Genomic DNA, 13567 nt, shown 5'->3' on the forward strand with positions numbered 1-13567 from the left:
CTATCCGTGAAGGCGGCCGCACTGTCGGCGCCGGCGTCGTCGCCTCGATCATCGAGTGATCCCGAGGGCCTGCGGCCCTCGCCATCGCTGACACTCTTCGGGGCGGCATCATCGCGATGCCGCCCCTTTTCGTTCCGGTGACCATGCGCATCGCTCGCCGTTCTGCCGGCCCGCTGATTCTCCTCGCCGCGTTCCTGCTCGTCCCGCCTGCGGCCGGGGCGGCGGAGGCGGCCGGTTGTCCGGAGCGCCCGGCCTGCACCGGATGCGGGTGCAAGGGTGGCCCCGGCTATCGCGGGCCGGATGGGCGCTGCGTCGGCTTCAGGGAACTGGCCAAGGTCTGCGGCGATCCGCCGGATCGGCGCTGCGTCTTCGAGAATGCGCCCGGCACAGGGCTCAATCGGGAATGCGCCACGGCTCCATCCCGGAAGCGGGAGGGAGCGGCTGCGCCCCCGAACTAGCGGTCGGTTGCCGCCTTCCGGTGGGGCTGCGGCTTGGGGATAACCCGGCTGCGTCCCGCGCCCCCTTTACAGATGGCTTCCGGCTGACTAGACACACGAACCCGTTGCGCTGGATCGTTTCCCGGCGCGGGGTCGCTTACCCTTAAGCGCGGCCTCTAGGAGTGTAGCTCAACTGGTTAGAGCACCGGTCTCCAAAACCGGGGGTTGGGGGTTCGAGTCCCTCCACTCCTGCCACGGCGCAAGATGGCGCCTCGGCAGGACATTGTTCCTGAACCGGCCTGTAGTGAGGGCCTGCCGCGCGCAGGACGGAGCGGCACCCGCATCTGGACATCTGATCGCCTTCGGGCAGGGGCTGGACCCGCGTTGGTTTCAGCCTAAATAGACATTCGGCCTCCCATTCGAGGGAGGTCTCGGCGTCGGCTCCGGTTTCCGGGCGTGCCGCCGCTGGCCGGACATCCGGCGCGAGTTTCGCTTCTATCCCGCACGTAAGGGTGAAGCGGAAGGTGAGGTTCAGGTGGCCGACTGGCGGACCATGAGGTCTGGCGGGCGCCGCAAGATCAGAAAGGTGGCTGTGGCGCGGGCTCCTTCGGGATGCCGGGCGAGCAGCCGGAGCGACATGGCAAAGATCAGTCCCGTGGAGTTCTTCCAGCAGGTCCGCGCCGAGACGGCGAAAGTGACCTGGCCCTCGCGGCGCGAGACGGCCATCACCACGGCGATGGTGTTCGTCATGGTTCTGGTGGCGTCGATCTTCTTCATGATCATCGACCAGATCCTGCGCTTCGGCGTCAGCCAGCTCCTGTCGCTCGGGCACTGAGGGGACGTCATGGCCAAGCGTTGGTATATCGTCCACGCCTATTCCAACTTCGAGAAGAAGGTGGCGGACTCGATTCGCGAGCAGGCGGATCAGCGCAACCTCTCGGAGCTGTTCGAGCAGATCCTCGTCCCGACCGAGAAGGTCGTGGAAGTGCGCCGCGGCCGCAAGGTGGATGCAGAGCGCAAGTTCTTCCCCGGCTACGTGCTGGTGAAGATGGACCTCACCGATGAGGCCTTCCATCTCATCAAGAACACGCCGAAGGTCACTGGCTTCCTGGGCGCCGACAACAAGCCCATGCCGATCTCCGAGAACGAGGCCATGCGCATCCTGCAGCAGGTGCAGGAAGGCATCGAGCGTCCGAAGCCGTCCATCTCCTACGAGGTGGGCGAGACGGTGAAGGTCTCCGACGGTCCCTTCGCCACCTTCAACGGCATCGTGGAAGAAGTGGACGAGGCCCGCTCGCGCCTCAAGGTGGCGGTGTCCATCTTCGGCCGCGCCACCCCGGTGGAGCTGGAATTCGGGCAGGTCGAGAAGGTCTGACCTCAAACAATTCGCATGGCGCGCGCCGCCGGGCTTGTCCCGGACGGCGCGTTGCTTTATGCGGTGCACCCTTCGCGGGCCGGGTTTCCGGTCCCGTGGAGATGACGGCTTGAGTATTCAGGCTGTCGTTGTGGCCGAAGTCCGAACGGACTGCCGGCCAGCGTGGGAGGTGACGGAGCGTCTCGCCAAACGCTCCTGCGATCCGCACCACGCAATCCCGGTCCACGTGTCTGCCTTCGGGCGGGCCGGACCCATGACGGGAGTATTGAGATGGCGAAGAAAATCACCGGTTACGTCAAGCTGCAGGTTCCCGCCGGCAGCGCCAATCCGGCCCCGCCGATTGGTCCCGCGCTCGGTCAGCGCGGCCTGAACATCATGGAATTCTGCAAGGCCTTCAATGCGCAGACCGCGCAGCTCGAGAAGGGCATGCCGATCCCCGTGGTGATCACGGCCTATCAGGATCGCTCCTTCACCTTCGAGCTGAAGACCCCCCCGGTTTCCTACTTCCTGAAGAAGGCCGCCGGCCTCGACACGAAGAAGAAGCCCGGCACCGGCTCCAAGACCCCGGGCAAGGGCGCCACTGTCGGCAAGGTCACGCGCGCCCAGCTCGCGGAGATCGCCGAGAAGAAGATGAAGGACCTGAACTGCGACAACGTCGCGTCCGCGGTCCTGATGCTCGAAGGTTCGGCCCGGTCCATGGGCCTGCAGGTTGAGGGTTGATCGCGATGGCTACTAACGGAAAGCGCATCCGCGCCGCCAACGAAGGCATCGATCGCCTCAAGCTCTACCCGCTGGACGAGGCCCTGGCTCTGCTCAAGGCCCGCACCACCGCCAAGTTCGATGAGACCATCGAGGTCGCCATCAACCTCGGCGTTGACCCGCGCCATGCGGACCAGATGGTCCGTGGCGTGTGCCAGCTGCCCAACGGCTCCGGCCGTACGGTGCGTGTGGCGGTGTTCGCCCGTGGCGCCAAGGCCGACGAGGCCAAGGCTGCCGGCGCCGACATCGTGGGCGCCGAGGATCTGCTGGAAATCGTGCAGGGCGGCACCATCGAGTTCGATCGCTGCATCGCGACCCCGGACCTGATGCCGCTGGTCGGCCGTCTCGGCAAGGTGCTCGGCCCGCGCGGCCTGATGCCGAACCCGAAGGTCGGCACCGTGACCATGGACGTCAAGGGCGCCGTCGCCGCCGCCAAGGGCGGCGCGGTGGAGTTCCGCGTCGAGAAGGCCGGCATCATCCACGGCGGTATCGGCAAGGCCTCGTTCGAGGCCGACAAGCTGGCCGAGAACATCCGCGCCTTCGTGGACGCGGTGGTGAAGGCCAAGCCGACCGGCGCCAAGGGCACCTACGTGCAGCGCGTGGCCGTGTCCTCGACCATGGGCCCGGGCATCAAGGTGGACACCGCCACCGTGACCGCCCCGGTCTGATCGCGACGTTTCAGGACAAGGAGAGGGCCGGGTTTCGACCCGGCCCTTTCTGTTGGAACGCTCCGGTAGAGCTTCCGCTTGCCGATCTTCGGACGGCAGGAAGGGTTAAAAAAGGGCGTGACAACCGCATGGGCGGGGCCTATATAGCCCGTTCCCCGGACCATGGAGACATGGTGCGGTTTGTTATGTTTTGTGAGCTTCTGCCTGGAAACGGGTGGAGCGGCTGGGAGGGTTCGCCCACCCGGCCTTAACGTCTGTCTGTGGTATCCGTTCCCGGAAATGTGATGTTCCGGGGTGTGGTGCGTGAGGCGGGCGGGAGTCCTGTCCGAGACTGCAGGCACCGTGCCCGGCACGGTTTAATCCTCGCCAGACACCTCGCCCGGAGGTGTCCTCTGGAGGGCCAGCATAGACGGGGAAGACCGGATTTCGAGCGGCGCAGCTGCGTCCGCGAAGAGTTAGGTTCGAACCAGCGCCTTGTAGCCGGTGGCCTTATGGCCTGTGACCCGGATCCGAGGGGACAGGGCATGTGAGCGTCGCGCGTCCGCGACCAGCATGTCTGGAAGTGACGAGCGGCAAGGCGCAACCGGTGAGGCCAGTCTCTGGTTTCACCACAGGCTTAAAGAGAGCCAGCAGTGGATCGAGCGGAAAAACAAGAGCTCGTCACGACGCTCACCGAAGTGTTCAAGACCACTTCGGTCGTCGTGGTGGCCCACTACTCCGGCCTCACCGTGGCCCAGCTGTCGAAACTCCGTCGGCAGATGAAGGCTGAGGGTGCGGTCGTGAAGGTGGCGAAGAACCGCCTCGCCAAGATCGCTCTGGAAGGCTCCGACGTCGCCCATGTGGCCTCCCTTCTGAAGGGACCCACCATCATCGCTTATTCGAGCGATCCGGTGGCGGCGCCGAAGGTTGCCGTCGAGTTTGCCAAGGCGAACGACAAGTTCGTCATCCTTGGCGGCGCGATGGGCAAGACGGTCCTCAATACTGACGGTGTGAAGGCTCTGGCCACCATGCCGTCCCTGGACGAACTGCGTGCCAAGCTCGTCGGCCTTATCCAGGCCCCGGCGACCAAGCTGGCCCAGCTCTCCACCGCGCCGGCAGCGAAGCTTGCCCGCGTGTTTGGGGCCTATGCCAAGCAGAACGAAGCCGCGTGAGGCGGTTGGATCTCGCAAACCTGAATTTCGAACCTATCTTAGGAACATACAATGGCTGACCTGACCAAGCTCGTCGACGAGCTGTCCTCCCTGACCGTTCTCGAGGCTGCCGAGCTGGCCAAGCTTCTCGAGGAGAAGTGGGGCGTCTCCGCCGCTGCCGCCGTCGCTGTTGCGGCTGCCCCGGCCGGTGCCGCTGCGGCTGCCGTCGAAGAGCAGACCGAGTTCACGGTCGTTCTCGCCGCCGCCGGCGAGAAGAAGATCGAAGTCATCAAGGAAGTCCGCGCCATCACCGGCCTGGGCCTCAAGGAAGCCAAGGACCTGGTGGAAGGCGCTCCGAAGCCCGTCAAGGAAGGCGTGGCCAAGGACGAAGCCGAGAAGCTCAAGGCCCAGCTCGAGAAGGCTGGCGCCAAGGTCGAGCTCAAGTGAGCTTTTGACGTTCGGCGGTCCCGGGTTTTCCCGGGGCCGCCATCCGCGTCTCCGGATGCGGATGTGACGGGACGGTTCCCCTAGTCGCCGGTGTGGCGACGACTTGGCGAGCCGTGACGGACCGCAGCGGGATGGCACCCCTAGAGTGCCCCCACCGTCTGCGGCGTGATGGTGACGGCGGTCCCTTTGCCGGTGTGGCACGCTCCGCGCGAGGACCTGCCGACGAGTGGACCAGTACGGACGAGGATCGAGATGGCGCAAACGTTCACCGGTCGTAAGCGGATCCGCAAATTCTTCGGAAAGATCAAGGAAGTGGCTGAGATGCCGAACCTCATCGAGGTTCAGAAGGCGTCCTATGACCAGTTCCTGCAGGTCGAAGAGCCGAAGGGCGGGCGCGCGGACGACGGTCTCCAGGCGGTGTTCAAGTCGGTATTCCCGATTTCCGACTTCTCCGGCGCCGCGATGCTGGAGTTCGTGCGCTACGAGTTCGAGGCCCCCAAGTATGACGTGGACGAGTGCCGCCAGCGCGGCATCACGTTCGCGGCCCCGCTGAAGGTCACGCTGCGCCTGATCGTGTTCGATGTCGATCCCGACACCGGCGCGAAGTCCGTGAAGGACATCAAGGAGCAGGACGTCTACACCGGCGACATCCCGCTGATGACCATGAACGGCACGTTCATCGTCAACGGCACCGAGCGCGTTATCGTCTCGCAGATGCACCGTTCGCCGGGCGTGTTCTTCGATCACGACAAGGGCAAGACCCATTCCTCGGGCAAGCTCCTGTTCGCCGCCCGCATCATCCCGTATCGCGGCTCCTGGCTCGACATCGAGTTCGACGCCAAGGACATCGTGTTCGCGCGCATCGACCGTCGCCGCAAGATTCCGGTGACGTCGCTGCTGTTCGCGCTCGGCCTCGATTCCGAGGAGATCCTCGACACCTTCTTCGAGAAGATCCAGTACGTCCGCTCGAAGGACGGCTGGCGCATGCCGTTCGATCCCAAGCGGATGAAGGGCTACAAGGCGGTCGCCGACCTCATCGACGCCGACACCGGCGAAGTGGTGGTCGAGGCCGGCAAGAAGCTGACCGTGCGCGCTGCCCGCCAGCTCGTGGAGAAGGGCCTCAAGGCCCTCAAGATCTCCGACGACGAGATGGTCGGCCAGTACATCGCCGAGGACATCGTCAACGTCCACACGGGCGAGGTCTATGCCGAGGCCGGTGAGGAAATCACCGACAAGGTGCTGAAGACCCTTGGCGAGGCCGGGTTCGACGAGATCCCGATCCTCGACATCGATCACATCAACACCGGCGCCTACATCCGCAACACCCTCGTTGCGGACAAGAATTCCTCGCGCGAGGAAGCGCTCTTCGACATCTACCGCGTGATGCGTCCGGGCGAGCCCCCGACCATCGACAGCGCGCAGGCGATGTTCCACTCGCTGTTCTTCGATCCGGAGCGCTACGACCTCTCCGCCGTCGGCCGCGTGAAGATGAACATGCGCCTCGACCTCGACGCCGAGGACACCGTGCGCATCCTGCGCCGCGAGGACATCCTCGCGGTCATCAAGACGCTCGTTGAGCTGCGCGACGGCAAGGGCGAGATCGACGACATCGACCATCTCGGCAACCGCCGCGTGCGTTCGGTCGGCGAGCTCATGGAGAACCAGTACCGCGTGGGTCTGCTCCGCATGGAGCGCGCCATCAAGGAACGCATGTCGTCCGTCGACATCGACACCGTGATGCCGCAGGATCTGATCAACGCGAAGCCGGTGGCGGCTGCGGTGCGCGAATTCTTCGGCTCCTCGCAGCTCTCGCAGTTCATGGACCAGACCAATCCGCTGTCGGAGATCACCCACAAGCGCCGTCTCTCGGCGCTTGGCCCGGGCGGTCTGACGCGTGAGCGCGCCGGCTTCGAGGTGCGCGACGTGCATCCGACGCATTACGGCCGCATCTGCCCGATCGAGACGCCGGAAGGTCCGAATATCGGCCTCATCAACTCGCTGGCGACGTTTGCCCGCGTGAACAAGTACGGCTTCATCGAGGCGCCCTACCGCCGCGTGGTGGACAGCCGCGTCACCGACGAGGTGGTCTATCTCTCCGCCATGGAGGAGGGGAAGTACCACGTCGCGCAGGCCAACATCCCGCTCGACAAGGACGGTCGCTTCGAGGAAGACCTGATCATCTGCCGTCACGCCGGTGACGTGCTGCTGGTCGCGCCTGACCGCGTCGACTTCATGGACGTGTCGCCGAAGCAGCTCGTGTCGGTCGCTGCCGCGCTCATCCCGTTCCTTGAGAACGACGACGCGAACCGCGCGCTGATGGGCTCGAACATGCAGCGTCAGGCGGTGCCTCTGGTCCGCTCGCAGGCGCCGCTGGTCGGCACCGGCATGGAAGCGGTGGTCGCCCGTGACTCGGGCGCCGCCATCGCGGCCCGCCGCACCGGCATCATCGATCAGGTGGACGCCACCCGTATCGTTATCCGCGCCACGGAAGAGGCCGACCCGTCCAAGAGCGGCGTCGACATCTACCGTCTGATGAAGTTCCAGCGCTCCAACCAGTCCACCTGCATCAACCAGCGTCCGCTGGTGCGTGTGGGCGACGTGGTCCGCAAGGGCGACATCATCGCTGACGGTCCTTCGACCGAACTCGGCGAGCTGGCGCTCGGCCGTAACGTGCTCGTCGCGTTCATGCCGTGGAATGGCTACAACTACGAAGACTCCATCCTCCTTTCCGAGACCATCGTGAAGGAAGACGTCTTCACCTCGATCCATATCGAGGAGTTCGAAGCCATGGCCCGCGACACGAAGCTGGGCCCGGAGGAAATCACCCGCGATATTCCGAACGTGTCGGAAGAAGCGCTGAAGAACCTCGACGAAGCCGGTATCGTGTACATCGGCGCGGAAGTCCGCGCCGGCGACATCCTGGTGGGCAAGATCACCCCCAAGGGCGAAAGCCCGATGACGCCGGAAGAGAAGCTTCTGCGCGCCATCTTCGGTGAGAAGGCCGCCGACGTCCGCGACACCTCGCTCCGTCTGCCCCCGGGCACCACGGGCACCATCGTGGAAGTGCGCGTCTTCAACCGCCACGGCGTCGACAAGGACGAGCGTGCGCTGGCCATCGAGCGCGAGGAAATCGAGCGTCTCGCCAAGGACCGTGACGACGAGCAGGCGATCCTGGACCGTAACGTCTACGGCCGCCTCGCCGAACTGCTGGACGGCAAGGTCGCCATCGCGGGCCCGAAGGGCTTCAAGAAGGACAGCGAGATCACCCGTCTGCTGCTGACCGAGTTCCCGCGGTCGCAGTGGTGGCTGTTCGCGGTGGCCGACGACGCTCTCATGAGCGAGATCGAGGCCATCCGGGCGCAGTATGACGAGTCCAAGAAGCGCCTTGAGCAGCGCTTCCTGGACAAGGTCGAGAAGCTGCAGCGCGGCGACGAACTGCCGCCCGGCGTGATGAAGATGGTCAAGGTCTTCGTCGCGGTGAAGCGCAAGATCCAGCCGGGCGACAAGATGGCCGGCCGTCACGGCAACAAGGGTGTCGTGTCGCGCATCGTTCCCGTCGAGGACATGCCGTTCCTTGAGGACGGCACCAATGTCGACATCGTGCTGAACCCGCTCGGCGTGCCGAGCCGCATGAACGTCGGCCAGATCCTCGAGACGCATCTGGGCTGGGCCTGCGCGAACCTCGGTCGCCAGGTGGCTGCCGCCGTGGACGCCTATTACGGCTCCAAGGACAAGCAGGTGCTGACCGGCGCGCTGGAGAACATCTACGGGCCGGACGACATCCTGCCGCTGGACGAAGGTCAGCTCATCGAGCTGGGCGAGAACCTGCGCAAGGGTGTGCCGATGGCCACTCCGGTGTTCGACGGCGCCCATGAAGGTGACATCGAAGAGGCTCTGGAGAAGGCGGGCGTCAATCGCTCCGGCCAGTCCACCCTGTTCGACGGCCGCACGGGTGAGCCCTTCGACCGTCAGGTCACGGTGGGCTACATCTACATGCTGAAGCTGCACCATCTGGTCGACGACAAGATCCACGCCCGCTCCATCGGCCCCTACTCGCTCGTGACCCAGCAGCCGCTGGGTGGCAAGGCACAGTTCGGCGGCCAGCGCTTCGGTGAAATGGAAGTGTGGGCTCTGGAAGCTTACGGCGCGGCCTACACGCTGCAGGAGATGCTCACCGTCAAGTCGGACGACGTCGCGGGCCGCACCAAGGTCTACGAGTCGATCGTGCGCGGCGAGGACACCTTCGAGAGCGGCATTCCGGAAAGCTTCAACGTGCTGGTGAAGGAAATGCGCTCGCTCGGCCTCAACGTCGAGCTGGTGAACTCCAAGACCGGGCGCCAGTCCAATCCGGGCACACGCGAAAATCTGCCCGCGGCCGAGTGAGCTGCGGATTTGCGAGGCGCGGGCATGAGCCCGCGCCTTTGCCTCTGAATTTTGCATTTTCCGGCCGAGGCCCCCATGCGGCACAGGGGGCTGACCGGCCGAGCCGAAGGAGACGGCCATGAATCAAGAGGTGATGAATCTCTTCAACCCGGCGGCTCCGGCGCCCACGTTCGATCAGATCAAGATCTCGATCGCGAGCCCGGACAAGATCTCGTCGTGGTCCTACGGCGAGATCAAGAAGCCGGAAACGATCAACTACCGCACGTTCAAGCCCGAGCGTGACGGTCTGTTCTGCGCGCGCATCTTCGGCCCCATCAAGGACTACGAGTGCTTGTGCGGCAAGTACAAGCGCATGAAGTACAAGGGCATCATCTGCGAGAAGTGCGGCGTCGAGGTCACGCTCTCGCGCGTGCGCCGTGAGCGCATGGGCCACATCGAGCTGGCCGCCCCGGTGGCGCACATCTGGTTCCTGAAGTCGCTGCCGAGCCGCATCGGCCTGCTGCTCGACATGACGCTCAAGGACCTCGAGCGCATCCTGTACTTCGAGTATTTCGTCGTCATCGAGCCCGGCCTGACCCCGCTCAAGTATCGTCAGCTCCTTTCGGAGGACGACTACCTGCGCGCCCAGGACGAGTATGGCGATGACTCGTTCACCGCCATGATCGGCGCCGAGGCCATCCGCGAGCTGCTGCGCTCGATGGAGCTGGAGAAGCTGGCCGCCGACATCCGTGTCGAGATCGCCAACGCGACCACCGAGCTGAAGCCCAAGAAGCTCGCCAAGCGCCTGAAGATCGTCGAGGCCTTCCAGGCCTCCGGCAACAAGCCGGAGTGGATGATCCTCACCCACGTTCCGGTCATCCCGCCGGACCTGCGCCCGCTCGTCCCGCTGGACGGCGGCCGGTTCGCGACCTCCGACCTGAACGACCTGTACCGCCGCGTCATCAACCGTAACAACCGCCTGAAGCGCCTCATCGAGCTTCGCGCGCCGGACATCATCATCCGCAACGAGAAGCGCATGCTTCAGGAAGCGGTGGATGCGCTGTTCGACAACGGCCGTCGCGGCCGCGTCATCACGGGTGCCAACAAGCGCCCGCTGAAGTCGCTCGCCGACATGCTGAAGGGCAAGCAGGGCCGGTTCCGTCAGAACCTGCTCGGCAAGCGCGTGGACTATTCCGGCCGTTCGGTGATCGTGGTGGGTCCGGAGCTGAAGCTCCACCAGTGCGGCCTGCCGAAGAAGATGGCGCTGGAGCTGTTCAAGCCCTTCATCTACGCCCGCCTCGACGCCAAGGGTCACTCCGCGACCGTCAAGCAGGCGAAGAAGCTGGTGGAGAAGGAGCGTCCGGAGGTTTGGGATATCCTCGACGAGGTTATCCGCGAGCATCCGGTGATGCTGAACCGCGCCCCGACGCTGCATCGCCTCGGCATCCAGGCGTTCGAGCCCACGCTCATCGAAGGCAAGGCGATCCAGCTGCATCCGCTGGTCTGCTCGGCCTTTAACGCCGACTTCGACGGCGACCAGATGGCCGTGCACGTCCCGCTCTCGCTGGAAGCCCAGCTGGAAGCGCGCGTGCTCATGATGTCCACGAACAACATCCTGCACCCGGCCAATGGTCAGCCGATCATCGTGCCGTCGCAGGACATCGTTCTGGGCCTCTACTATCTCTCCATCATGCGCGAGAAAGAGCCCGGCGAGGGCATGATGTTCGCGGACATGGGCGAGATCGACCATGCCATCGCCGCCAAGGCGATCACGCTGCACACCAAGATCCGCGGCCGCTACATCGGCGTGGATGCGGACGGCAACCAGGTCTCGAAGATCTACGAGACCACGCCCGGCCGCATGAAGATCGGTGAGCTGCTGCCCAAGGATCCGAAGGTTCCCTTCGACGTCGTCAACAAGCTGATGACGAAGAAGGAAATCTCCAACATGATCGATACGGTCTACCGCCACTGCGGGCAGAAGGAGAGTGTGATCTTCTGCGACCGGCTCATGTCGCTCGGCTTCTACAACGCGTTCCGCGCGGGCATCTCCTTCGGCAAGGACGACATGGTCGTTCCGGCCAAGAAGTGGGCGCTCGTCGAAGAGACGCGCACGCTCACCAAGGAATATGAGCAGCAGTACAACGACGGCCTGATCACGCAGGGCGAGAAGTACAACAAGGTGGTCGACGCCTGGGGCAAGTGCACCGACCGCATCGCCGACGAGATGATGAAGGAAATCTCGTCCGTGAAGAAGGACCCGAAGACCGGGCGGGACGCGCAGATCAACTCGATCTACATGATGTCCCACTCCGGAGCGCGTGGGTCGCCGGCCCAGATGAAGCAGCTGGCCGGCATGCGCGGCCTTATGGCGAAGCCTTCCGGCGAGATCATCGAGACCCCGATCATCTCGAACTTCAAGGAAGGCCTGACCGTGATGGAGTACTTCAACTCCACCCACGGCGCGCGTAAGGGCCTTGCCGATACCGCTCTGAAGACCGCGAACTCGGGCTACCTGACCCGCCGTCTGGTCGACGTGGCGCAGGATTCCATCATCAATGAGCGCGATTGCGGCTCGGATAATGGCATCTCCATGCGCGCCATCATCGACTCGGGGCAGATCGTGGCCTCGCTGTCCTCCCGTGTTCTCGGCCGTACCGCCGTGGAAGACGTGGTGGTGCCGGCCACCGGCGAGATGATCGTGCCGAAGGGCATGATGATCGAGGAGCACCACATCGACCGGATCAACAAGTCCGGTATCCAGGAGATCAAGATCCGGTCGGTGCTGACCTGCGAGACGCGGAACGGCGTCTGCGGCACCTGCTACGGTCGCGATCTGGCGCGTGGTACGCCCGTCAACATGGGCGAGGCGGTCGGCGTCATCGCGGCGCAGTCCATCGGCGAGCCGGGCACCCAGCTCACCATGCGTACCTTCCACATCGGCGGCGCCGCGCAGCTCGCGGACTCGTCGTTCCTGGAGACGAACTTCGAGGGCGCCGTCCGCATTCGTAACCGCAACGTTGCGAAGAATTCGGAAGGCGAGCTCATCGTCATGGCGCGCAACCTCGCCGTGGTGATCGTCGACGTTGACGGCACCGAGCGTGCGGTTCACCGCGTCCAGTACGGCTCGCGCCTGAAGGTGGACGATGGCGACACCGTGAAGCGCGGCCAGCGCATCGCGGAGTGGGATCCCTACACCCGGCCGATCGTGACCGAGGTCGAGGGCGCCGTTGGCTTCGAGGATCTGGTCGACGGCCAGTCCCTGAGCGAAGCGGTGGACGAAGCGACCGGCATTGCCAAGCGCGTCGTTACCGACAGCCGCAGCGTGCGTGGCGCGGACCTGCGTCCGGCCATCGTGCTGAAGGGCAAGGATGGCAAGGTGCTGAAGCTGCCGCGCGGCGGTGACGCCCGCTACAGCCTGCCCGCCGAGGCCATCATCTCGGTGGATCCCGGTCAGACCATCAAGGCCGGTGACATCGTCGCCCGCGTGCCGATGGAAAGCGCCAAGACGCGCGACATCACGGGCGGTCTGCCGCGCGTGGCGGAGCTGTTCGAGGCGCGCCGTCCGAAGGACGCGGCGATCATCGCGGAGATCAGCGGCACCATCCGCTTCGGCCGCGACTACAAGAACAAGCGCCGGCTCTCCATCGAGCCGACGGACGGCGGTGATGCGGTCGAGTATCTGATCCCGAAGGGCAAGCACATCCATCTGCAGGACGGCGACGTCGTGGAGAAGGGCGACTTCCTGGTGGACGGCAACCCGGCCCCGCACGACATCCTGGCGATCAAGGGCGTGGAGGAGCTCGCGGCCTTCCTCGTGAACGAAATCCAGGAGGTCTACCGGCTTCAGGGCGTGAACATCAACGACAAGCACATCGAAGTGATTGTCCGGAACATGCTCCAGAAGGTCGAGCTGGACGACGCCGGGGACACCGAGTTCCTCGACGGCGAGCAGGTGGATCGTATCGAGCTGGCGGAAGCCAACGAGCGGATGAAGGAAGAGGGCAAGAAGCCCGCGACCGGACATCCCGTTCTGCTCGGCATCACCAAGGCCAGCCTGCAGACGCGGTCGTTCTTCTCGGCGGCCTCGTTCCAGGAGACCACCCGCGTCCTCACCGAGGCGGCGGTCAACGGCAAGGTCGATCCGCTGGACGGTCTCAAGGAGAACGTCATCGTGGGCCGCCTGATCCCGGCCGGCACCGGCGCGCAGATGAGCAAGCTGCGCGTCACCGCCAACTCCCGCGACGACCTCATCCTCGCCACCCGTGGCGAGACCGAGGAGCAGCCGATGGTGGAAGGCCCGGCCGACGCGGCCGAGTGATCTGCCTGCCCCATTGCAGACATAGACAGACGGGCCGCCCTTGGGCGGCCCGTTTTGCGTTCCGGTGG

8 protein-coding genes and 1 tRNA gene are annotated in these 13567 nt (G+C 64.8%); all 9 read left to right on the forward strand.

The window, feature by feature from the left end:
* Positions 1 to 615: 615 nt before the first annotated feature.
* Positions 616 to 692 (forward strand) — tRNA-Trp (locus IEW24_RS27750).
* Positions 693 to 1074: 382 nt separating this feature from the next.
* A complete protein-coding gene (gene secE, locus IEW24_RS27755) occupies positions 1075 to 1272 on the forward strand; it encodes a preprotein translocase subunit SecE (RefSeq protein ID WP_188584173.1) in 198 nt (65 codons plus the stop codon).
* A 9-nt stretch (positions 1273 to 1281) separates the two neighbouring features.
* Positions 1282 to 1812 (forward strand): transcription termination/antitermination protein NusG, encoded by a 531-nt coding sequence (nusG, locus tag IEW24_RS27760; RefSeq protein ID WP_188584174.1) that lies wholly within the window; start codon positions 1282 to 1284, stop codon positions 1810 to 1812.
* 270 nt (positions 1813 to 2082) lie between these two features.
* Positions 2083 to 2532, forward strand: a complete 450-nt coding sequence (gene rplK / locus IEW24_RS27765; RefSeq protein WP_188584175.1) for a 50S ribosomal protein L11 — start codon at positions 2083 to 2085, stop codon at positions 2530 to 2532.
* 5 nt (positions 2533 to 2537) lie between these two features.
* Positions 2538 to 3239, forward strand: coding sequence for a 50S ribosomal protein L1 (rplA, locus tag IEW24_RS27770; RefSeq protein WP_188584176.1), 702 nt, complete (start codon positions 2538 to 2540; stop codon positions 3237 to 3239).
* Positions 3240 to 3871: 632 nt separating this feature from the next.
* Positions 3872 to 4390 (forward strand): 50S ribosomal protein L10, encoded by a 519-nt coding sequence (rplJ, locus tag IEW24_RS27775; protein ID WP_188584177.1) that lies wholly within the window; start codon positions 3872 to 3874, stop codon positions 4388 to 4390.
* 51 nt (positions 4391 to 4441) lie between these two features.
* Positions 4442 to 4816 (forward strand): 50S ribosomal protein L7/L12, encoded by a 375-nt coding sequence (gene rplL, locus IEW24_RS27780; protein WP_188584178.1) that lies wholly within the window; start codon positions 4442 to 4444, stop codon positions 4814 to 4816.
* A 252-nt stretch (positions 4817 to 5068) separates the two neighbouring features.
* The gene (gene rpoB, locus IEW24_RS27785; RefSeq protein WP_188584179.1) at positions 5069 to 9199 is read left to right on the forward strand and encodes a DNA-directed RNA polymerase subunit beta; all 4131 of its coding nucleotides are present in this window, start codon (positions 5069 to 5071) and stop codon (positions 9197 to 9199) included.
* A gap of 118 nt (positions 9200 to 9317) precedes the next feature.
* Entirely contained in the window at positions 9318 to 13499 is a 4182-nt protein-coding gene (rpoC, locus tag IEW24_RS27790; RefSeq protein ID WP_188584180.1) for a DNA-directed RNA polymerase subunit beta', read from the forward strand.
* Positions 13500 to 13567 lie beyond the last annotated feature (68 nt).

Source organism: Azorhizobium oxalatiphilum, assembly GCF_014635325.1.
GTDB lineage: Bacteria > Pseudomonadota > Alphaproteobacteria > Rhizobiales > Xanthobacteraceae > Azorhizobium > Azorhizobium oxalatiphilum.